Origin of the sequence: Streptomyces sp. LUP47B, from assembly GCF_001746295.1 — a bacterium.
In the GTDB taxonomy this organism is placed as follows: domain Bacteria; phylum Actinomycetota; class Actinomycetes; order Streptomycetales; family Streptomycetaceae; genus Streptomyces.
Window position 1 is genome coordinate 1,365,708 of sequence record NZ_MJAH01000001.1, and the last position, 21,018, is coordinate 1,386,725.

Annotated in this window: 17 protein-coding genes; 8 read left to right on the forward strand and 9 right to left on the reverse strand. The window is 72.3% G+C overall.

All coding sequences use genetic code 11. From position 1 onward, the window contains the following. Positions 1-110: 110 nt before the first annotated feature. The gene (locus tag BFN33_RS06090) at positions 111-803 is read right to left on the reverse strand and encodes a hypothetical protein (protein ID WP_069758750.1); all 693 of its coding nucleotides are present in this window, start codon (positions 801-803) and stop codon (positions 111-113) included. 234 nt (positions 804-1,037) lie between these two features. Here BFN33_RS06090 and BFN33_RS06095 point away from each other — a divergent pair, with 234 nt between their 5' ends. Further along, on the forward strand, positions 1,038-2,426 hold the full coding sequence (locus BFN33_RS06095; RefSeq protein WP_069758751.1) for an MFS transporter: 1,389 nt from the start codon (positions 1,038-1,040) through the stop codon (positions 2,424-2,426). Between the two features lie 54 nt (positions 2,427-2,480). Here BFN33_RS06095 and BFN33_RS06100 read toward each other — a convergent pair whose 3' ends face one another. The 4 genes from BFN33_RS06100 to lnt all read right to left on the reverse strand — a co-directional run bounded on the left by BFN33_RS06100 (position 2,481) and on the right by lnt (position 7,432). Further along, positions 2,481-4,400 (reverse strand): GAF domain-containing protein, encoded by a 1,920-nt coding sequence (locus BFN33_RS06100; RefSeq protein WP_069758970.1) that lies wholly within the window; start codon positions 4,398-4,400, stop codon positions 2,481-2,483. Between the two features lie 82 nt (positions 4,401-4,482). After that, complete coding sequence (locus BFN33_RS06105; protein ID WP_069758752.1) at positions 4,483-5,283, reverse strand: 3-hydroxybutyrate dehydrogenase; 801 nt, start codon at positions 5,281-5,283, stop codon at positions 4,483-4,485. A gap of 54 nt (positions 5,284-5,337) precedes the next feature. Then, complete coding sequence (locus tag BFN33_RS06110; protein WP_069758753.1) at positions 5,338-5,817, reverse strand: NUDIX domain-containing protein; 480 nt, start codon at positions 5,815-5,817, stop codon at positions 5,338-5,340. Positions 5,818-5,827: 10 nt separating this feature from the next. Beyond that, positions 5,828-7,432, reverse strand: coding sequence for an apolipoprotein N-acyltransferase (gene lnt, locus BFN33_RS06115; protein ID WP_069758754.1), 1,605 nt, complete (start codon positions 7,430-7,432; stop codon positions 5,828-5,830). Between the two features lie 240 nt (positions 7,433-7,672). Here lnt and BFN33_RS06120 point away from each other — a divergent pair, with 240 nt between their 5' ends. Beyond that, positions 7,673-8,701, forward strand: a complete 1,029-nt coding sequence (locus BFN33_RS06120; RefSeq protein WP_069758972.1) for an O-antigen ligase — start codon at positions 7,673-7,675, stop codon at positions 8,699-8,701. Positions 8,702-8,716: 15 nt separating this feature from the next. Here BFN33_RS06120 and BFN33_RS06125 read toward each other — a convergent pair whose 3' ends face one another. Together BFN33_RS06125 and BFN33_RS06130 are read right to left on the reverse strand one after the other, a co-directional pair. Continuing rightward, complete coding sequence (locus tag BFN33_RS06125; RefSeq protein ID WP_069758755.1) at positions 8,717-9,265, reverse strand: hypothetical protein; 549 nt, start codon at positions 9,263-9,265, stop codon at positions 8,717-8,719. A 90-nt stretch (positions 9,266-9,355) separates the two neighbouring features. Beyond that, positions 9,356-10,144, reverse strand: a complete 789-nt coding sequence (locus tag BFN33_RS06130; protein WP_069758756.1) for a glutamate racemase — start codon at positions 10,142-10,144, stop codon at positions 9,356-9,358. Between the two features lie 39 nt (positions 10,145-10,183). Here BFN33_RS06130 and BFN33_RS06135 point away from each other — a divergent pair, with 39 nt between their 5' ends. Further along, entirely contained in the window at positions 10,184-11,380 is a 1,197-nt protein-coding gene (locus tag BFN33_RS06135; protein WP_069758971.1) for a glycosyltransferase, read from the forward strand. A 4-nt stretch (positions 11,381-11,384) separates the two neighbouring features. Here BFN33_RS06135 and BFN33_RS06140 read toward each other — a convergent pair whose 3' ends face one another. Further along, entirely contained in the window at positions 11,385-12,590 is a 1,206-nt protein-coding gene (locus BFN33_RS06140) for a TerD family protein (RefSeq protein ID WP_069758757.1), read from the reverse strand. Positions 12,591-12,886: 296 nt separating this feature from the next. Between BFN33_RS06140 and BFN33_RS06145 the strand changes: the two genes are divergently transcribed. The 4 genes from BFN33_RS06145 (at position 12,887) to BFN33_RS06160 (ending at position 17,570) form a co-directional block, all read left to right on the forward strand. Further along, positions 12,887-13,327, forward strand: a complete 441-nt coding sequence (locus BFN33_RS06145; protein ID WP_069758758.1) for a DUF6643 family protein — start codon at positions 12,887-12,889, stop codon at positions 13,325-13,327. Positions 13,328-13,369: 42 nt separating this feature from the next. Further along, positions 13,370-14,197 carry an MOSC domain-containing protein gene (locus BFN33_RS06150; RefSeq protein WP_069758759.1) on the forward strand — a complete coding sequence of 276 codons (828 nt, stop codon included), beginning with the start codon at positions 13,370-13,372 and terminating at the stop codon, positions 14,195-14,197. A gap of 220 nt (positions 14,198-14,417) precedes the next feature. Then, positions 14,418-15,023: a hypothetical protein gene (locus tag BFN33_RS06155; RefSeq protein ID WP_069758973.1), complete on the forward strand. Its 606-nt coding sequence runs from the start codon at positions 14,418-14,420 to the stop codon at positions 15,021-15,023. 111 nt (positions 15,024-15,134) lie between these two features. After that, positions 15,135-17,570 carry a right-handed parallel beta-helix repeat-containing protein gene (locus BFN33_RS06160; protein WP_069758760.1) on the forward strand — a complete coding sequence of 812 codons (2,436 nt, stop codon included), beginning with the start codon at positions 15,135-15,137 and terminating at the stop codon, positions 17,568-17,570. Here BFN33_RS06160 and BFN33_RS06165 read toward each other — a convergent pair. After that, the gene (locus tag BFN33_RS06165) at positions 17,540-19,858 is read right to left on the reverse strand and encodes a hypothetical protein (protein ID WP_176742324.1); all 2,319 of its coding nucleotides are present in this window, start codon (positions 19,856-19,858) and stop codon (positions 17,540-17,542) included. The genes BFN33_RS06160 and BFN33_RS06165 overlap by 31 nt on opposite strands. Before the next feature lie 308 nt (positions 19,859-20,166). On the opposite strand from BFN33_RS06165, the gene BFN33_RS06170 reads away from it, so the two are divergent. Beyond that, complete coding sequence (locus BFN33_RS06170; protein WP_069758762.1) at positions 20,167-20,997, forward strand: DeoR/GlpR family DNA-binding transcription regulator; 831 nt, start codon at positions 20,167-20,169, stop codon at positions 20,995-20,997. Positions 20,998-21,018 lie beyond the last annotated feature (21 nt).

Here is a 21,018-nt window from a genome sequence, read left to right on the forward strand (position 1 = left end):
CTCTCCGACCCGGCCCGCCGGACCGCCACGGCCCGGTCGGCTACGGCGTCGAATGAGCGGTCGGGGTGACCTTAGCCTCCTCCCAACTGCGGTTGTGCACCGATGACTTGTCAGTGAGTGGAGAGTTCTACGAGGTGCCGGGCCGTGCGAGCGGGATCGACGATCTGGTGGAGGTGTGCGCCGGGCAAGTGGGCCACCCGCCAGCCGCGTCGGCGCGCCTCGTCGGCAAATCCGTCGTACGGCGGGCCGAACAGCACGTAGGAGCAGGGGTGGTCGTCCCAGCCGTCGGAGACCGGGATGTGCTGCTCGTAGTAGGACAGGGGCAGAGCGGGCTGCTCCTCCACCACCTTCTGTCGCACCTGCGGATCGGAGAACATGGGGGCGACGTCTGCCTCGTCCCACCAGTCGGTCCAGCGCGGCAGTCTGCCGTTCACGGCCTTCGGGCGGAGGAACTCCAGCAACTCGGGCGGGGCGACAGGGGTGGGCCCGGCCCGGGCCGGCAGTGCGGCATCGACGAAGACCGAGGCGGTCACCGCATGGTCGAGGCCCGAGCGGATCGCCGGGAGGAACAGGCCCGCGTTGCTGTGAGCGACCAGCACGAGGGGGCTGTCGACCGGGACCTCGCGGAGGTCGTCGCGTACGGCGTCGACCACACGGGGCCAGAAGGGCGCAGGGCCGGCGCCCACGTGCAGGAGGGACGGCACCCTTGCCCGGTGTCCCGCCGCCACCAGGTTTTCGGCGACGGGGCGCCAGGTCGAGGGCCCCACGGACGGACTGTGCACGAGAACGAAGACCGGCTGCATGGAACGATCCTGTCGCCCACCCCGGCGCAGCCGCGACCGGCTCGGCCGACAGCAGAACGGCCGTACCGACGGTCATGTCCGGCAGGAGCTCCGCGCCCGCGATGGCACACATGTGGAAACCCCGGATAGCCCACCCCAGAACTATGGTGCGCCGCCACATGTGCCCATGAAATGTGCGTTCCTACGGTGTGCGCATACCTACCCGTCCCCACCGCACACGAGGAAGTGGCGCACATGGCCTCAGCAGCATCCGCTCCCCCGACGCCGACCAACCTGAGGCGCATCGTCGCCGCCAGCCTCATCGGCACCACCATCGAGTGGTACGACTTCTTCCTCTACGGCTCCGCGGCCGCCCTGGTCTTCAACAAGCTGTTCTTTCCCGACTCCGACCCGCTCGTCGGCACGCTGCTGTCCTTCCTGACGTATGCCGTCGGATTCGCCGCCCGTCCCCTCGGTGCCCTGGTGTTCGGGCACTACGGCGACCGGCTCGGACGCAAGAAGCTCCTGGTCCTGAGTCTGCTGCTGATGGGCGGGGCGACCTTCGCCATCGGGCTGCTGCCCACGCACGCCACCGTCGGCACGGCCGCTCCCGTGCTGCTGACCGTGCTGCGCCTGGTCCAGGGCTTCGCGCTCGGCGGGGAGTGGGGCGGCGCCGTGCTCCTGGTGTCCGAGCACGGGGACGCGCGGCGGCGCGGCTTCTGGGCCTCGTGGCCGCAGACCGGCGCACCGGCAGGACAACTCCTCGCCACGGGTGTGCTGTCGCTGCTGACCGCCCTACTGTCGGACGCCGCGTTCGGCAGCTGGGGCTGGCGGATTCCCTTCCTGCTCTCCGGTGTCCTGGTGATCGTCGGCCTGTGGATCCGGCTGTCCGTCGACGAATCCCCTGTGTTCAAGCAGGCGTTGGCGCACGCGGAGGCCCGCAAGGCGGCGCGGGACGGCGCGGTCGAGAAGCTGCCGGTCGTCTCCGTGCTGCGGCACCACTGGCGCGATGTGCTGGTCGCCATGGGCGCGCGCATGGCGGAGAACATCAGCTACTACGTCATCACCGCCTTCATCCTCGTCTACGCCACCACGTCGGCCGGAGTCTCCAAGCAGACCGCCCTCAACTCGGTGCTGATCGCCTCGGCCGTGCACTTCGCGGTGATCCCCGCCTGGGGAGCCCTGTCGGACCGCGTCGGGCGGCGCCCCGTGTACCTGATCGGCGCGGTCGGCGTGGGGCTGTGGATGTTCCCCTTCTTCTCACTCATCGACACCGGTGGCTTCGGCAACATGGTCCTCGCGGTGACCGTCGGACTCGTGATGCACGGCGCCATGTACGCGCCCCAGGCGGCCTTCTTCTCGGAGATGTTCGCGACCCGGATGCGGTACTCCGGTGCCTCCATCGGCGCTCAGTTCGCCTCCGTCGCAGCAGGCGCCCCGGCACCTCTCATCGCCACCGCGCTCCTCTCCGACTACGGCAGCTCCACCCCGATCGCCCTGTACGTCATCGCCGCGGCCGTCCTGACGGTCGTCGCCGTGGGTGTCGCCAAGGAGACTCGCCACCGGGACCTGGCCGACGCCGAGCCGGCCACCGATCGCGAGCCCGCGGCCAAGTCCCCCGCCGCGGACGCCCGGACCGCCTGAGTCCTGGGCGGTGCCCGAGCTCATCGGCCCCCGTACGCTGCGTGCGTGCGGGGGTCAGTGCCGCGTCGGCGCCGCCAACCGGTGCAGTCTCAGAGCGAGTTGGATCTCCAACGCGCGTGCGGGGCTCTGCCAGTCCTCACCGAGCAGGCGGCCCACGCGCTCCAGGCGCTGGGCGACGGTGTTCACATGGACGTGCAGCTCGTCCTTGGTCCGGGCCGGGCTCATCCCGCACGCGAAGTAGGCGTCGAGGGTGCGCAGGAGATCGGTGCCCCGACGGTCGTCGTAGGAGACGACCTGACCGATGGTCCGGTCGACGAAGCCCGCGATGTCCCGGTCACCGGCGAGGAGCAGTCCGAGGAATCCGAAGTCCTCGGCGGCGGCACCGTCTCCCGAGCGGCCCAGCAGGCGCAGCGCGTCGAGGCAGCGGCGGCCCTCCTCGTAGGCTGCGGCCACGGCGTCCAGATGGACGACGAGATCGCGGACCGGGCCCGAGGCGCCGACGGTCACCGCCTCGTGGACGGCTGTTCCGAGGTGTCCGGCGGTGCGGCGGGCCAGTTCGGTGGCCGTGTCCCCGGCGGTGAGGGGCAGCAGCAGCACGGTGCCGCCGTCACGGGCGGCGGCCAGGCCGTGCCGGGTGGCGGCGAGGTGGGAGGCCGCGGACCACAGGCGTCTGCGGGCGGCCGCCTCCTGGTCGGCGTCGGCCGCGGCGCCGTCGAGACGGGCGGCCAGCACGATGTGGGTGGCGTCGAGGTCGGCGTCCAGCCGGGCCGCGCGTTCGCGCAGCAGACGAGGATCGCGGTCGCGCGCGTCGAGCAGGTCGTCCAGGAGTTCGCCGCGCACCCGCTGTTCGGCCTCGGCGGCGGAACGCCTGGCCAGCAGGAGCAGCGAGGTGACCATCGCGGCGCGCTCCAGGGTGCGCTGGTCCACGGGGTCGAGTCCGGGGTGGCCGCGCAGCACGAGGGCACCGAGGAGTTCTCCGCCGGCGGCGACCGCGGCGATCCAGTCGTCCTTGTGCCGTACGGCGTGGCCTTCGGCCCGGGAGGCCTCCAGCGCCTCGGTGGGCGCGACCTCGGAGAACTCGACCGTGCCGTCGAGGATTTCGGAGACGGCCGCGGCCACGTCGTGCACCCCGCCACCGCGCAGCACCAGTTCGGCGAGCCGGTCGTGGACGTCGGAGGCGCGCTCGATGACGCCGCTGTGATCCCGGATGATCTCGTTGGCCCGCTCCAGCTCGGTCAGGGCCGAACGGGTCTCGGTGAGCAGGTTCGCGGTGTCGATGGCGGCCGCGGCCAGCGCGGCGAAGGAGCCGAGGAGCGCGATCTGCTCCCGCTCGAAGACCCGGGCACGCCGGTCCGCCGCGAACAGCACCCCGATGACGTGGTGCCCCAGCGTCAGCGGCACGCCGAGGATGGCGACCAGGCCCTCGTCCCGCACGCCCGCGTCGATGGTGAGGGTGTGTTGGAAGCGGTCGTCCTTGAAGTAGTCGTCGGTGACATAGGGACGGGCGGTCTGGGCGACCAGCCCGCCGAGCCCCTCGCCCATCCCGAGCCGCAGCTGTTGGAAGCGGGCCGCGACCGAGCCCTCGGTGACCCGCATGTAGGTGTCGCCCCGCGCCGGGTCGTTCAGGCTGAGGTAGGCCACGTCCGTGCCGAGCAGGGACCGGGCGCGCTGCACGATGGCCCGCAGCACGGCGTCCAGGTCTCTGAGCCCGGCCAGGTCGTGGGCGGTCTCGAACAGGGCGGACAGCTCGGCCTCCCGCCGGCGTCGGCCCTCCAGCTCGGAGCGCACCCGCAGGGCGACCGCCTTGGCCGCTTCCAGCGCGGCGATCCGCTCGGTGGGCCTTCCCTCGGCGCGGGCGATCAGCACCGGCTGCTCGTAGGCCTCGGCGGACGCGCCCCTGGCGAGCAGCTCGAGGAAGGGTGCCTCGGCGCTGCCGGCGGGGCGCTCGGCGGACTGCAGGTGATCGCTGGACATGCCCACAGGATTGCTCATCGCACGCTCACCCCGTCAGGCCTGTGGAAAAGTCCGGGCGGGGCGGCGTACGGCCGGATGCCGGTCAGTGCGCGGTCCAGCCGCCGTCGAGGACGAGCGACGTTCCGGTGACGAAGGACGCCTGCGGGCCGCACAGGTAGGCCACGGCCTCGGCGACCTCCTCCGGCTCGATGAGCCGCTTGAGCGCGCTGTCCTGGAGCAGCACCTCGGACACCACCCGTTCCTCGGGGATGCCGTGCGCAAGGGCCTGGTCGGTGATCTGCCGCTCGACCAGCGGTGTTCGCACATAGGCGGGGTTCACACAGTTAGAGGTCACTCCGTGGGGGGCGCCTTCGAGGGCGGCCGTCTTGGACAGGCCCTCCAGACCGTGTTTGGCGGCCACATAGGCCGCCTTGTAGGCCGAGGCGCGCAGGCCGTGGACCGAGGACACGTTGACGATCCGCCCCCACCCCTGCCCGTACATGTGCGGCAGGGCGCCGCGGATCAGGCGGAACGGCGCCTCCAGCATCACGGTGAGCACCGTGTGGAACACCTCGGGCGGGAACTCCTCGATGGGGCGCACCAGTTGGAGGCCGGCGTTGTTGACGAGGACGTCGGTGCCCGCGGCGGCGTGCTCGGCGGCGTCCAGGTCGGTGAGGTCGAGCACCAGCGGTTCGACGGTGCCCGCCAGTCCCGCGGACCGCTCGGTGAGCGCGTCCAGACCGGCCGCGTCCCGGTCGACCGCTCTCACCTTGGCCCCGGCCGCCGCGAGCCGCAGCGCACAGGCGCGGCCGATGCCGCCGGCCGCGCCGGTGACGAGGGCGGTGCGGCCGCCGAGGTCGAGCGTGGGAGCGTGGGGGCCCGGGAGGGCGCTGCTGGCGGTCATGCTCCGATCCTAGGGAGCGCCCGACCCCCACCACATGTGGTCACACCCCATACTTCACTCCGAACTCGTAGAGTCGAACCATGTGGGTGCGTCGGTCAGGGCCTGCTTGATCCGCTGCAGCCCGAACTCGTTCAGTTCCGGGAGGGCGTCCACCGCGAACCACCCCACCTCCAGCGACTCGTCGTCGTTGACCCGCGCCTCGCCGCCGACGGCCCGGCAGCGGAACGCGATGTCCATGTACTGGCAGATGTCGCCGTTGACATACGTCACGGCCTTGAGCGCCTGGACGACGATCACCCGCTCGACGACGCAGTGCACGCCCGTCTCCTCCTCGACCTCCCGCACGGCACAGGCCGCGGGCTGCTCCCCCGGTTCCGGGATGCCACCGATCACCGACCACTTGCCGGTGTCCGAGCGACGGTGGAGCAGCACTCTGCCTTCGTCGTCGAGGACGACGGCGCTGACGCCGGGGAGCCAGAGCAGGTCATGACCGATGGACCGGCGCAGGGTGCGGATGAAGTCAGGAGTAGCCATGTCTGCGACCCTAACCGCGACGCCCTCGCACTCCGGCGCCGATCGCCCAGCCGAGCCCGCCCGCGGCGACCAGCACCAGGGCCATTTCCGGCAGGATGCCCAGCCGGGTCGCCGGGGTCTGCGTCGACCGCAGCGGCACCTTCTGCACCAGCGAGTCGGCCACGAACATCCCGGTCCTCTGAGTGATCTTCCCGTCCGGCATGATGATCGCGCTGACACCGCTGGTCACCGGCACGGTGACGGTCCTGCTGTGCTCCACGGCACGCACCCGGGACATGGCGAGCTGCTGGTAGGTCATCTCGCTGCGGTCGAAGGTCGCGTTGTTGCTCGGCACGGAGATCAGCTGCGCGCCGTCGGTGACCTCGGAGCGCACGGCCCAGTCGAACGCGGCCTCGTAGCAGGTGACCAGACCGACCTTGGCGTTGGCCATCTGGAACACGCCCGGCTTGGTGCCCCGGCTGAAGTCCTGGTGGACCATGGTGGTCCAGTTCTTGTTGATCGCGCCGACGAGGGAGCGCAGCGGGAGGTACTCGCCGAACGGCTGGATCTGCCGCTTGTCGTAGGTGTCGGTGGGGCCCTTGACCGGGTCCCACAGGATCTGCTCGTTGTAGAGCTTGCCGTCCCGTTCGACGACGCCGCCGACGGAGATCGGCGCGTCGATGGCCTTGGCCGCCTGCTCGATGACCACGGCCGCGTCGGCGTCGGTGAAGGGGTCGACGTCGGAGGAGTTCTCCGGCCACAGCACGATGTCGGGCTTCGCGATCTTGCCGGCCTTCACCTCGGCGGCCAGCCGCTCGGTCTCGCGCGCGTGGTAGTCCAGCACGGCGCGCCGCTGGGCGTTGAACTCCAGCCCCGCGCGCGGCACGTTGCCCTGGATGGCCGCGACGGTCACGGTGCCGTCCTCGGCCTTGTCGCTCACGAGCGTCCGGGCCGCGAGCGCCCCGACCACCGGGACGGCCACGCTCAGCAGGGCCACGGCCGCGGCCGGGCGTCGTACGGCACCGGTCCCCCGCCGCTCCGCGACCAGCCGGACGATCTCGTACAGGCCGAACCCGCACAGCACGACGGCGAAGCCCAGGACGGGCGTGCCGCCCACCGCGGCGAGCGGCAAGAAGACGCCGTCCGCCTGTCCGAACGCGATCTTGCCCCAGGGAAAGCCGTGGAACGGCGCACGCGCGCGTGCCGCTTCCGCGGCGATCCACACGGCGGCCGCCCACACCGGTGAGCCCGGCAGCTTGGACACCGCGGCGACGCCGACGCCGACCAGCGCGACGAAGATCGCCTCGATCGCCACCAGTGCGAGCCAGGGCCCGGGACCGACCTCGACGCCGGTCCACACCAGCAGCGGCAGCAGGAAGCCCAGGCCGAAGAGGTAGCCGAGTCCGAAGGCCGCCTTCCAGCCGCGGCCGCGCAGCACCCAGCCGAAGACGGCGAAGGCGGGCACGGCCAGCCACCACAGGGTGCGTGGCGGGAAACTGACGTACAGCAGCACTCCGGAGAGCGCCGCGGCGGCGGCCGGGACGAGACGGCGGAGCCGGGCGGCCCAGCGGGAGGCGGGCGCGGACTGCGGTTCCAGCTGGTCCGACTCGTCCACGGAAGTTGCGGTGACGGTCACTCCGGGAGTGTACGGCCGTTGACCTTGGCGTCGACAGCGCGGTCCGCCAGGCGGCCGTGGCCCGTGGCCCGGCACCTGAACCGTGATGTGGCCGGGCAACCCCGCGCAACTCGTCCACAAATCGCCCATCAGCCGTTACGGTGTGCCGAAGTCCTCGGCGTACGGGCCGATCGCGTGCGGACGGCGAGGACCACAGGTCGGGGGACCGGGGTGTCGGGGGGCGGGGTGGGTTCCACGGGGATGACGTCTGTTGCCGGTTCTTCGGAGGACGGCGACAGACGAAACGTTTCTGACGTGGTGGGCGTGCTGGTGCTCGGAGCCAGTGCCACCTGGTCGCTGATCACCGCCGCCGCACACGACGGCCGTCCGGAGGGTGTCCTGCTCGCCTTGCTGGCCGTGGCCGCGGGGTATGCCGCCGGCCGGATCTCGGGGGCGCTGCTGCCGGTCGCCGCCCCTTGCGCCGCCGCCCTGACCGGACTGGGCCTGGCGGTGGTTCTCCCCCACCTGTCGCCGGGCCCCGAGACCGTCGCGCCGCTCGGTCACGCGGGCGCCGCGGCCGCCCTGCTGACGCTCGCCACCGGCGCCGCGTGCTGCGCCGCCTGGACCACCGGATCGCCCGCCGTGCGGCTCCTGATGCGTCTGATGGCCGTCGGCATCGCGGTGGCCTCGACCGCCCTGGGGTCGGTCTCCGGGCTGGTCACCTGTGCGGCGGTGCTGCTGTGCTCCCTCGCGGCGGGCCAGATGCCTCACCGCGGTCCTGGCATCGCGGGTCTCACCCTCGCCGCGACCGCGGTGACCGGTCTGACCTGGGCGGTGGCCGGGAACGCCGTCCCGGACGGACTCACCGAGTCGCTGCGCGGCCGGTTCACCCCGCACCGCATCGGCCTGTGGCACGACGCCCTCGGCCTGGCCCGCGAGAACACCGCCCTCGGGGTGGGGCCAGGCCGCTTCGGCGAGCTCAGCACGACGGCGGCCCAGTCACTGCCGCCCGACGGAAAACCTCACTCGGCACCGCTTCAGATGGCCGCCGAGCAGGGCCTGGTCGGGGCACTTCTGCTGGGGGCGGCCTTCTGCTGGCTGCTGTACGCGCTGTGGCGCTCTCCCCGCCCCACGCCTGTCGTCCTCACCGCGGGCGCGGCCCTGACGGCGCTGGCGGCGATCGCCTCGGTGGGCAACGCGCTGAGCTTCACGATGGTGTCGGTGGGCGCGGGGCTCCTGGCGGGTCTGGCGACGGCCCACCCGCTCGCCGAGGAACAGGCCCCGCAGTGACCGATCGGCCCGGACTCAGCGTCGCGGACTCGTGGCGCCCGGCCGCAGCCGGTCGCGGATGATGCGTACGGCGGACTCCGCGTCGTCCACGGTGATCGTGAACGTGTGCCCGTCCCACAGTTGGAGGACCACACCCTCACCACGGCGTACGACTACCGCGGTGCCCTTCTCGGGCCGCCACCGGTAGCCCCAGCCGCCCCACTGGCGCGGGTTGACGTGGGGCGCGAACTCGGCACCGGCGACATGCGCCAGCGGGATCCGCCGACGCGGCACACCGATGTGGCCGCAGCGCACCTCCAGGCACTCCATGTCGACCTTGAGGGCCACATGGACGAAGCCGAGCGTGAGGAAGAGGACCAGCAGTCCGGCCGCGATGCAGCCGACCACGGACATGACCAGCGGGGCGACGCCCGAGGTCCACGCCGAGTCGACGGCGAGCTCGACGCCGAGCGCCACGATCGCGGCGCCGCCGAGCGCCAAGAGCCACTGGACCCGGTTGGAGGCGCGACCGGTCCAGACGTCGGTGTGGTGCGAGGTCTGCTCGCCGTGGGGGTGGTCCCTCATGCATATGAGGTTACTCAGGTTTCGCCGTGCGGGTACCTCGTCGCGGAGAGTGACTGCTCCGGACGGGGGCTCCCCGGCCGTCCGCGGCGGTCAGCGGGCGGGTGCGGCCGTGCGCAGGAGCCGGCCTTCCGCGTAGGCCAGGGCGGGCGCGGGCAGGGCGCTTCCCTCACGTCCGCTCAGCAGCACCGTGAGGGTGCCGGTGGCCGCGGCCTCGGGCGCGGGCTGCTCGCCGATCCGGCGCAACGCCTGGGCGGCGACCGCTCCGGCGGAGCCGAGCAGGACGAGTGGCGGACGGCCGGGACGCTGTACGGCGGCACGGATGCGCTCGGCGACCAGTTCGTAGTGGGTGCAGCCCAGGACGACGGTCGTCACGTCCTCGGGGGTCAGGGCGGCGGCCGCGGCGACGGCGGCGTCGATGGCGGCCTCGTCGGCGTGCTCCACCGCCTCGGCGAGGCCGTGGCAGGGCACCTCGGTGGCCGGCACCCCGTCGGCGAACTCCTCGATGAGACCGCGCTGGTAGGGGCTGCCGGTGGTGGCGGGCGTCGCCCAGACGGCGAAGGGGCGGCCGCCGGACGCCGCGGGCTTGATCGCGGGAACGGTGCCGATGACCGGCAGCTCCGGTTCGAGGCGGGCGCGCAGCGCGGCCAGGGCGTGCACGGTGGCGGTGTTGCAGCCGATGATCAGGGCCTCGGGCCCGTGGGCGGCGGCGGCCTCGGCGAGGTTCAGAGCGCGCCCGATGATGTCGTCCGGCGTCCGGGGGCCCCACGGCATGCCGTCGGGGTCGAGGGAGAGCACGAGATCGGCGTCGGGGCGCAGTCGCCGTACCGCGGCGGTGGCCGCCAGCAGGCCGATTCCGGAGTCCAGGAGCGCGATCTTCACCCGGCCACGATAGACGATGTGCCCTTGGGCGCCGGTCCCGTGGGGCAGACTGCGCGCGTGAGCGCCATCGCGTGGACCGCCGCCGTATCCCTCGCCGCCTGGCTGTGGCTGCTGCTCTGCCAGGGCTTCTTCTGGCGCACGGATGTGAGACTGCCGCCGGAGCGGGATCCGCGGGTCTGGCCCTCGGTGGGTGTGGTGGTGCCGGCTCGCGACGAGGCCGAGGTACTGCCCGCGAGTCTTCCCTCTCTCCTGGCCCAGGACTATCCGGGCCGGGCGGAGGTCTTCCTCGTCGACGACGGCAGCACGGACGGCACCGGGGAGCTGGCCCGCGAGCTGGCGCGTCTGCGGGGCGGGCTGCCGTTGACCGTGTCCTCGCCGGGCGAGCCGCCGGCGGGGTGGACGGGCAAGCTCTGGGCGGTGCGCCACGGTATCGGCCTGGCACGCGCGCGTGATCCCGAGTACCTGCTGCTGACGGACGCCGACATCGCCCACGAGCCGGACAGCCTGCGGCGGCTGGTGGCCGCCGCGCACGCCGGGGGCTTCGACGTCGTCTCGCAGATGGCCCGGCTGCGGGTGGAGAGCCTGTGGGAGCGGCTCGTGGTGCCGGCGTTCGTCTACTTCTTCGCGCAGCTGTATCCGTTCCGCCGGATCGGCAGGAAGGGGGCTCGGACGGCGGCCGCGGCGGGCGGCTGCGTCCTGCTGCGCGCCGAGACCGCCGAGCGGGCGCGGATCCCGGACGCCATCCGGCAGGCCGTCATCGACGACGTGGCCCTCGCGCGGGCCGTCAAGGGCGTGGGCGGCCACATCTGGCTGGGCCTCGCCGAGCGGGTGGACAGCGTGCGCCCCTATCCCCGGCTGCACGACCTGTGGCGGATGGTGTCGCGCAGCGCCTACGCCCAGCTCCGCCACAACCCCCTGCTGCTGCTCGGAACGGTGGCCGGGCTCGCGCTGGTCTATCTCGTGCCGCCCGTCGCCGTCCTCACAGGTCTGGCTGCGGGGAGTACGGCGACGGTGGTGTCCGGTGCGCTCGCGTGGCTGGTCATGACGGGGACGTACGTCCCTATGCTCCGCTACTACCGGCAGCCGGTGTGGCTCGCACCCCTGCTGCCGTTCACCGCGTTCCTCTATCTCCTGATGACGGTCGACTCGGCGGTGCAGCACTACCGGGGTCGCGGCGCGGCCTGGAAGGGCCGCACCTACGCGCGCCCGGACGCCGTCGCCGGCGAGGAGGGGTGAGGCCTCACTTGCGGCCCGGTGTCCAGTTCATGCCCCAGCCGTAGACCTGGTCCACCGTCCGCTGCGGGCTCACCCCGCGGTCGGGCACCAGATAGCGGGCCTCGCGCTGGACGACCAGGTCGTCGCCGGTGTTGGTGATCAGGGCCAGCGCGCACACGGTCGAGGGCACGGTGCACTCGTCGAGGGAGAAGTCGATCGGGGCGCCGTGCTGCGGCTGGAGGGTGACCGTGGCGTGCAGGTCGGCGAAGGAACGCGCCCCCTCGTAGATGGTCACGAAGACCAGGATGCGCCGGAAGTCCCGCTTGTGGTCGAGGTTCACGGTGAGGTTCTCGCCGCTCGCGAGGGCACCGGTGCGGTCGTCGCCGTCGAGGTGGATGTACGGCGGCTGGTGCAGGGCTCCATAGGCGTTGCCCAGCGCCTGTACGACTCCCTTGCGGCCGTCGGCGAGTTCGTAGAGGGCGCACAGGTCGAGGTCGAGGTCGGCGTGCATGGCCACCGCGCGACCGCGCTTGCTGCCCCAGCCCGAGAACTGTTTACGGACTTGCCAGTTGAGGTTCACACGCATCGCGCCCGAGGTGCCGCCCTGTTTGGCGAGGGAGACCGAAGGCGCCGACTTGGTCAGCGTGACCTTGGAGAGGCGGACTGGTTGCGCAGGTGGGGCGGGCGGCGGGGCCATGGGTGCTGCCTGCTGGGGTTCGTCCACGGTGATACCGAAGTCCGTTGCCAGACCTTCCAGTCCGCTGTCATAGCCCTGACCGACGGCACGGAACTTCCAGGCGCCCTGACGGCGATAGAACTCCCCGAGAACGAAAGCGGTTTCTACTGTCGCACCCGCGCTGTCGAACCGCGCCGCCACTGTTTCCTGAGCGGCGTCCCGTACTTCGACATAGAGGTCCGGGATCCGGGCGAAGGTCCCTCCGTCGGCGGAGGCGGCGAGTACGACGGTCTCCACCGACGGCTCCACGCGCGTGAGGTCGACGAGCAGTGTGTCGGTCACCCGGCCGCCGTCGGTCCGTTTGCCCTCGTGGCGGACGGCTCCAGAGGAGTGCTGCGGCTGGTTGTAGAAGACGAAGTCGGCGTCGGAGCGGACCTTTCCGCCGACGAGCAGCAGTGCCGAGGCATCCGCGTCGGGGACTCCCGGTCCCGAGCGCCAGCCCAATTCGACGCGCAGTGCCGTCGTGGGCACCGGAGCGTTCGACCCTTTCGACATTGACATGTCCGCCCCCATCAGATGTCGGCAGTCCAGGACGCGCCCCGGAGGTCCTTCGAGTTCTACGCGCTCAACCTATTCCCCCGGGGCACCGAACACCCATCCCACGGACAGGAAGATCGCCGGTCAACCCTCGGTAACCCTCTGGGAACTCGGCCTTTACACGGATGGGACCTGGATTGGCGTCCTTTTTTGCCGAGTTCGCTCGCATTGGGGATCCCACGTCACTGCCGACACGGAAAACAACCCTCTTATCGGTCTCCCCAACCAGCACATCGTGGGCTTAACTTATTGCCATGACCTCCCCCCGCTCCACTTATGGCGGCGGCTACTACTCCGCCTCCTTCCCGGACACTCCGATCTACGACTCGCTCGTGGCCGAGCGGGGCACCCCGCAGATCGCCCCGATCCGGGTCCCTGCCGCGTACGACGTCCCGGCGAGCAACCTGCCCGCGCTTCCGTCCGGGCTGCCCGCTCTTCCCGCGGGTCCCTCCTACTCCTCCTACAGCTACCCGCAGGCGCAGCAGCCCTCTCCGCTGCAGCAGGCGCCCGGGGCGTACATCCCGCAGCAGGCCGCCGCGCCCCGTGGTTATCCCGGGCAGCAACAGCAGCAACCGCGTCAGGCCGGCCCCGGCATGGGCACGGGCTACGAGGCGATGCGCCCCGCGGCTCCCCGGCCCGCTCCGGCGGCTCCCTACCAGGACCCGTACAACAACCAGCAGTACCGCGGGTACTGATTCCCCTCCCGGGCTGTCGGTGCCGCCTGGCACGATGGCCTCATGGGGAATGCGCAGCTGCTGTCGATCCACGTCCATCCGGTCAAGGCGTTCCGGGGTCTGGCACCCCGGGAGGCCGAGGTGGAGCCCTGGGGGCTGGCCGGGGACCGGCGCTGGGCCCTGGTCGACGACGGGGGAAAGGTCGTCACACAACGACAGCAGCCGCGCCTCGCACTGGCCGCCGCCGAGCTGTTGCCCGGCGGCGGCGTCGTTCTGTCCGCGCCCGGCATGGATCCGCTGACCGTGCCGGTTCCCGAGCCGGCCGGGACCATCACGCTGGACATCTTCGGGGACAAGGTCGAAGGGGTACCCGCCGCCGACGCGGCCGCGCACGCGTGGTGCAGCGAGTACCTCGGCGCCCGGACCCGCCTCGTCCACATGGACGACCCCGCCACCCGCCGCCCGGTCGAACCCGAGTACGCGCTGCCGGGCGAGACCGTCACCTTCGCCGACGGATATCCGCTGCTGCTCGCCTCCGCGGCCTCCCTCGACGCCCTCAACTCCCTGATCGCCGAGGGCCCGCACGCGGCCGAGGGCCCCCTGCCCATGAACCGCTTCCGGCCGAACGTCGTCGTGGGCGGCACCGACGCCTGGGCCGAGGACGACTGGTCGCTCCTCGCGATCGGGGACGTGACCTTCCGGGTGGCCAAGATGTGCGGGCGATGCGTGGTGACCACCACCGACCAGGCCGCTGCCGTCCGCGGCAAGGAGCCCCTGCACACCCTGGGCCGGCACCGCCGCCTCGGCGGCAAGCTCGCCTTCGGACAGAATCTCGTGCCCCGGTCCCGCGGCACGATCGGGGTCGGCGACCCGGTCAGGATCCTCGAATAGACGGGCAGCGGCTCGACGCGGCTGCGGCGGACAAAGTTCCGTCAAAGATCGACCCGGGCCCCGGCCACGGGAACACCGCCCGGGTGCCCGCACGTTGGGACTTTCATGAGGAGTTCATGAGAGGACCCGGCCGCAGGTGATTTCGCTCTCTCTTCGGCCGGTCCCGCGCGTGAACGACTCCGCCGGGGGTTATCACGGAGCGGGAAGGGGGGTGCGGACGGTGCGAGCGATCAGCGGACTCTGGCGTTGGCGGCGCAACCCGCTGCGCCGCGGGACCGACCTGGCCGAGGCCTGGGTGGGCCTGCTGGCCCTGCTGCTGATCCTGGTCGTCGGACCGGTGATCGGGTCCGTCACCGGGGGTGTGGCCCAGGACGCGCTGCAGCGGTCGGTCCGCGAACAGCAGGATTCCCGCCGGATGGTGACGGCGACCGTGATCCGCAAACTGGACCGCTCGCCGCTGGACGCCGACCCCGAGGCCGCCTCGGGGCGGGACGTGCGCAGCCGGGTCGTGGCCGACTGGACCGCGCCGGACGGCAGCACGCACAAGGGCACGGTGCTGGCCGCGCTCCAGACCCCGCACCGCGGAGACCACTTCAGCCTGTGGACCGACCTCCACGGACGCATAGCCGCCCGGCCGCTGGACTCCGCGACTGCCACCACGCACGCAGTCCTCGCGGGCACAGGGGCGGCACTGCTGACCGCGGGCCTGATCGAGGGCGGCAGGCGGCTCGCCGTCTGGCGCATGGTCCGTCGCCGGTACGCCCGTTGGGACCAGGCCTGGGACCGCGCGGGCCCGGACTGGGGCCGCACCGGCACCGGCAGTTGACGGCCTTACGGCTCTGGTCAACCCACCACCCGCGCGCACGCTACGGTGGACCGGCCGAGGTTCTTCGGCAGCACAAACCCGCGTACGTCGAGGTGGGGGCACAGCAACGCCATGGCACAGGGCACGGTCCAGGTGACGCACACCGGTACATCGCGGTGGCGGCGCCGCACAGGTGAGTACGCGTCCCTCGCCGCCGCCCTGGAGGCCGCGGCCGACGGCGACGTGCTCACGGTCGCGCCCGGCACCTACCGGGAGAACCTCGTCGTGCAGCGGGCGGTGACCCTGCGCGGCCCCGAAGGATCGCCCGGCTCCGTGCGCATCGCGCCCCTGGACGGGGTGCCGCTGACGGTACGCGCCTCCGCCGTGGTGCAGGACCTGCACGTGGAGGGCCAGGACGCCGCCGCGCCCGCCCTGCTCGTCGAGGAGGGCACCCCGGAACTCGCCGACATCCGGGTCGTCACCCGGTCCGCGGCCGGTATCGAGGTCCGCGGCGGAGCCCGCCCGACCGTGCGGCGCTGCACCGTCGACAACCCGGCCGGCATCGGCATCGCCGTACTGGACGGCGCGGGTGGGGTCTTCGAGGAGTGCGAGATCGTGGCGGCCGGCCAGTCCGGCGTCTCGGTGCGCGGCGGCGCCCACCCGCGCCTGGAGCGCTGCCGGGTCCACCACACCTCCGGCGCGGGACTGGCGGCCACCGGCGAGAACTCCGCGCTGGAGGCCGTGGGTTGCGAGGTCTACGAGGTCCGCGGCAGCGGCGTGCAGATCACCGGCCGGGCCACCGCCCACCTCACCGACTGCGATGTGCACCGCACCACCGCCGACGGCGTCACACTCGACACCGACGCGGTGCTGACCCTCGCCGACTGCCGTATCCACGACATCCCGGAGAACGCGGTCGATCTGCGCTCCCGCTCGGTGCTCACCCTGACCCGCACGACGGTCCGTCAGTTCGGCCGCAACGGCCTGTCGGTGTGGGACCCGGGCACCCGCGTGGACGCCAACCAGTGCGAGATCTTCGACAGCACCGGCGACTACCCGGCCGTCTGGGTCAGCGACGGCGCCACCGCCGTGCTCGACTCCTGCCGGGTGCACGACGTGCCGGACGCCCTGTTCGTCCTGGACCGCGGCTCCCGCGCGGACGTCGTCGACAGCGACATCTCCCAGGTCCGCAACACGGCCGTGTCGGTGAGTGACGGCGCCACCGCGCAGCTCGACGACTGCCGGATCCGGGACGCGGCGACCGGCGCCTGGTTCCGCGACCACGGCAGCGGCGGCACCCTCAACAACTGCACCGTGGACGCCACCCAGACCGGCGTGATCGTCACCAAGGGCGCCGACCCGACGATCGAGCGCTGCACGGTCGACTCCCCCGCCGAGGCGGGCTTCTACGTGTCGGCGGGCGGCCGCGGCAGCTTCCTGAACTGCCGGGTGACGGGCAGCGGCGGGTACGGCTTCCATGTGATAGACGGCTGCCGTACGACGCTCAAGAAGTGCCGCACCGAGCGCTGCGCGCGCGGGGGTTACGAGTTCGCGGACGCCCCGGACGCGGCCGCCGGCGCGGGTCCCGTCGTCGAGGACTGCACCAGCGACGAGAGCGGGGGCCTGACCCCGCCCGCGGCCCGCGAGACCGCCGTACAGACCGACTCCCTCTCGACCGGGCTGCTCGGTGCGATCCCGGGGCAGCGGATCACCGAGCAGGAGCCGCTGGTGCTTCCGGCGGAGCCGGAGAAACCCTCGCGCACCTCGAAGGCCGTTCTCGGCGAACTCGACGCGCTGGTGGGCCTGGACAGCGTCAAGCGCGAGGTGCGGGCGCTCACCGACATGATCGAGGTGGGCCGGCGCCGCCGGCAGGCGGGCCTCAAGGCGGCGTCCGTCAAGCGCCATCTGGTGTTCACCGGCTCCCCCGGCACCGGCAAGACGACGGTCGCCCGGCTCTACGGCGAGATCCTCGCCTCCCTCGGTGTCCTGGAGAAGGGCCATCTCGTCGAGGTGTCCCGCGTCGACCTGGTCGGCGAGCACATCGGTTCCACCGCGATCCGCACCCAGGAGGCCTTCGACAAGGCGCGCGGCGGAGTGCTGTTCATCGACGAGGCGTACGCGCTGTCGCCGGAGGACTCGGGCCGGGACTTCGGCAAGGAGGCCATCGACACACTGGTGAAGCTGATGGAGGACCACCGCGAGTCGGTCGTGGTGATCGTCGCGGGCTACACCGCCGAGATGGAGCGGTTCCTGTCGGTCAACCCGGGTGTGGCGTCCCGCTTCTCACGGACCATCACCTTCAGCGACTACAACCCCGAGGAACTCCTCAGCATCGTGGAGCAGCAGGCCGAGGAGCACGAGTACCGGCTGGCACCGGGCGCCGCTCAGGCTCTGCTGAAGTACTTCACGGTGCTGCCCAAGGGCCCCGCCTTCGGCAACGGCCGTACCGCGCGCCAGACCTTCGAGGCGATGGTGGAGCGGCACGCGAGCCGGGTCGCCCAGGTGGACGACCCGACCACGGACGACCTGACCCTGCTCTACGCCGAGGATCTGCCCGAGTCGTCCTGAGACCGCGGGCCCGGTACGTCCGGCTGCAGCCGGCCCAGCAGTTTCGCCCGCTCCTCGGCGAAGACCGGATCGGCCTGATAGTCGGAGTGGCCCAGGATCTGCGCGGGCAGCGGATGCAGATCGGTACGGCCGTAGGCGAGCGGGTCCTTCAGGGGTTCCCGGTCCACCTCGGGACCGCAGTCGCCGGGCAGCCGGACCGGCCCGCCGATGGGGTCGGTGAGCCGGTAGAGGTTGCGCCAGCAGTCCACGTCGTGGTGCAGCGCGGTGAGCGCGGCCGGACCGAAGTGGGCCGGGAACCAGCGGCCGTAGAGGCGCTCCAGCGGGGAACCGTAGGTCAGCAGGGCGACCCGCTTGCGGACCGCCGGCTCCAGCTGCCAGGCCGCGGCGGCCGCGAGCACGCTCCCCTGGGAGTGGCCGGAGATGACCAGTCGGCCCCGCGTGGCCCGGGTCCAGGTGGCGATCCGCCAGGTCAGGTCCGGTACGGCACGCTCGGCGTAGCAGGGCGGGGCGAAGGGGTGGGCGGCGCGCGGCCAGAAGGTGCCCACGTCCCAGAGGATGCCGATGGTCCGGCGCGCGGAGGGGTCCTTGTAGGCGCGGCGGCCCCAGGTGACGAACAGGATGAAGCCGAGTCCGATCAGCCAGGAGCCGAGGGCCTGCGCGGTCTCGGCGGCGCTCTCGACGAAGGCGTACGCCCCCTCGGCGGCCTTGCCGGGTGTCTGATGGGAGGTCAGAGCGCCCACGAGCGCTCCGGCGCCGAGGAGCAGGGTGCTGGCCGATGTCACCCCGACCAGACGGGGCCCCCGGTCCGTCAGCGCCGCCATCGCGCGGGTGCGGGCGATGCGGCGGGTCCGTGCCGCGTCCCTGGGCTCGGCGGGGTACTCGCTTTCCACCGTGCCCAGTTGGTCCCGTTCGGAGCGCAAGGTGCGCCGGCCGAGCCAGGCGCAGTGCCCCAGCAGCACGACGAGGACCAGCGGGATCACCGAGGCCTGCCAGGTCAGCAGGACCGGCGGCCCGAGGATGGTCGCGCCGGTACCGTCCAGCCAGTCCGCCACGCGCTGCGACACCCCGCCGGACATCACACCGCCGAGGGCGCAGGCCAGCATCGCCACGGCCGGTCCGCCGAGGCCCCGCATCGCGGCGCGGGGGTCGGGATGCGTGCGGTACAGCAGGTGGGCGACCACGGCCAGGGCGATGATCAGCAGGCCCTGTACGAAGGCGATGCCGCCGAAGGTGGCGTCCCCCGCCAGCCTGCCGTGCGACTCCCACCCGGGCCGCGCCCACCCGGCGTACACCGCGGCGAGGGCGAGCAGGACGAGCGCGGCGAGCGGCAGACGTCGTACGAGGTGCTGGTCGAGTTGCCGGTCGAGATACCTCTCGCTGCGGCCGCGGCGGCACACCACCCAGACGACGGCGACCCCGGCGGCGACGAGACCGGCCTCCAGGACCCGGCCGAGCGTGTCGAGCAGTGCGGGGCCGCCCGGTTCGCGGTCGAAGCGGGCCGCCGTGGAACTGACCGCCGCGGCGATCGTCAGCAGGCCCGCGGCGGTGTGCGCAGCACGCAGGCGGGCGACCAGACGGCGGCCGTACCAGAAGCCCGGCCGGCCGAGCGCGGTGCGGCCGTCGTCCGCCTCCGGCCCGCCCTCGCGGGACATGGGCTGTTGCGACTCGTAGGCGCTCCAGGTGCGGTGGGACAGGTACCAGAGGAGGCCGGTGAGCGCCGCCGGGACCAGGGCCGCGAGCGCGAGGCGCCGGCCCGGCCTGCTCCACCAGCCGTCGTCGGAGATGTCGGGCGACAGGAAGCCCAGCCAGGAGTGCGACTCGGCACACGCGCGTGTGCCCGCGCACTGCCAGGCCGCGAGGTCCAGGGCGACCTCGCAGGCGGCGGCGACCAGCAGAACCGTCAGGGTCAGACCGGCGAGCCGTACCAGCAGGCCGTAGAGACGCACGGTCTTTTTGCGGCCGCGTGCGGTGGGGCGCATCCAGTGGGCGAGGTTGACCACCATGAACGGCAGTAACAGCAGCCACAGGGCGCGGGTGCCGTTGCCGGAGGTCAGGTTGCACCAGACGTACGCCTCGGGCACCGGGCCGGTACGGCCGTCGCGCTGTCCCTTCTCGGCGTCGACGTCGTCGGCGCGCCGGAAGACGGCCGCGATGTCGTCGCCGGTGATCCGCACCGTGCGCGGATCGTCGAGCATCTTCTCCGGCGTGGTGCCGCCCACTCCGTGGACCAGGAGCTCGAGGGCGGTTCCGGATTCTTCTGGCCGGGCGGCCGAGCCGTCCCCGCCCATGGTCGTGACACGTTCCACTGTTGTCGCACTTCCCCCGTGACGCGCTGTCGGCATCTGTCCGTGCGGGCACAAGGATCTCCGGTCTGCGCGATGCGCACACCCCTCGTCACGGAATCTCCCCGATCCGGGTGACGGCCGGCGCCCGGGTGTCACCCCGGTGGCAGGAGCGCGTCGGGGCGGTCGGTGGCACTCCCCGCCGGGGCCCGTGCGAGTATGGGACCTCCCGCGCGCCAGGGTCGGGCAAAATGTGCTTGTGGGAGAGGGTGCGCAGGGCATGTCGGACGGCAGGCGAAAGGACCGGAGCGTACGTGAGTGAGAATCAGAACCTCCTCGCGGAGCAGCGGCGCGCCCTGATCCTGGACGAGGTCCGGCGCCGAGGCGGGGTGCGCGTCAACGAGCTGACCCGCAAGCTCGGCGTGTCGGACATGACGGTACGGCGTGATCTGGACGCGCTGGCCCGCCAGGGTGTGCTGGAGAAGGTGCACGGCGGCGCCGTCCCGGTGGTCGAGGCGAGCACCCACGAGCCGGGCTTCGAGGCGAAGTCGGGTCTGGAGCTGACCGCCAAGGAGGACATCGCGCGGTCGGCGGCGGAGCTGGTCGCTCCGGGCACCGCGATCGCGCTGTCGGGCGGTACGACGACGTTCGCGCTGGCCCACCATCTGCTCGATGTGCCCGATCTGACCGTCGTCACGAACTCGGTGCGGGTCGCCGACGTGTTCCACGCGGCGCAGCGCACCACGGGGCCCCGTCAGGGCGCGGCCACCGTCGTACTGACCGGCGGTGTGCGCACCCCGTCCGACTCGCTGGTGGGCCCGGTGGCCGACCAGGCGATCGGGGCGCTCCACTTCGACGTGCTCTTCCTCGGTGTGCACGGGATATCGGTCGAGGCCGGACTGTCGACGCCGAACCTCGCGGAGGCCGAGACCAACCGGCGTCTCGTGCAGTCGGCGCGGCGGGTCGTGGTGGTCGCCGACCACACCAAGTGGGGCACGGTGGGCCTGAGTTCGTTCGCCTCGCTGGAGCAGGTCGACACGCTGGTCACGGACGCGGGGCTGCCGGCCGGGGCGCGCGCGGAGGTCTCCGAGCATCTGCGGCGGCTGGTCGTGGCCGGTGAGTCCGTCGACGATACAGACAGCTGACTGGCCGTCAGTTAGGGTGAC

Bases quoted from the DNA above. Each gene is read 5' to 3' on its own strand.
- BFN33_RS06160 (WP_069758760.1), top strand. From the start codon at position 15,135: ATGGCACAGGGCACGGTCCAGGTGACGCACACCGGTACATCGCGGTGG.
- BFN33_RS06125 (WP_069758755.1), bottom strand. From the start codon at position 9,265: ATGAGGGACCACCCCCACGGCGAGCAGACCTCGCACCACACCGACGTC.
- BFN33_RS06150 (WP_069758759.1), top strand. From the start codon at position 13,370: ATGGGGAATGCGCAGCTGCTGTCGATCCACGTCCATCCGGTCAAGGCG.
- BFN33_RS06145 (WP_069758758.1), top strand. From the start codon at position 12,887: ATGACCTCCCCCCGCTCCACTTATGGCGGCGGCTACTACTCCGCCTCC.
- BFN33_RS06100 (WP_069758970.1), bottom strand. From the start codon at position 4,400: ATGTCCAGCGATCACCTGCAGTCCGCCGAGCGCCCCGCCGGCAGCGCC.
- BFN33_RS06140 (WP_069758757.1), bottom strand. From the start codon at position 12,590: ATGTCGAAAGGGTCGAACGCTCCGGTGCCCACGACGGCACTGCGCGTC.
- BFN33_RS06105 (WP_069758752.1), bottom strand. From the start codon at position 5,283: ATGACCGCCAGCAGCGCCCTCCCGGGCCCCCACGCTCCCACGCTCGAC.
- BFN33_RS06120 (WP_069758972.1), top strand. From the start codon at position 7,673: ATGACGTCTGTTGCCGGTTCTTCGGAGGACGGCGACAGACGAAACGTT.
- BFN33_RS06110 (WP_069758753.1), bottom strand. From the start codon at position 5,817: ATGGCTACTCCTGACTTCATCCGCACCCTGCGCCGGTCCATCGGTCAT.
- BFN33_RS06090 (WP_069758750.1), bottom strand. From the start codon at position 803: ATGCAGCCGGTCTTCGTTCTCGTGCACAGTCCGTCCGTGGGGCCCTCG.
- BFN33_RS06095 (WP_069758751.1), top strand. From the start codon at position 1,038: ATGGCCTCAGCAGCATCCGCTCCCCCGACGCCGACCAACCTGAGGCGC.
- BFN33_RS06165 (WP_176742324.1), bottom strand. From the start codon at position 19,858: ATGGGCGGGGACGGCTCGGCCGCCCGGCCAGAAGAATCCGGAACCGCC.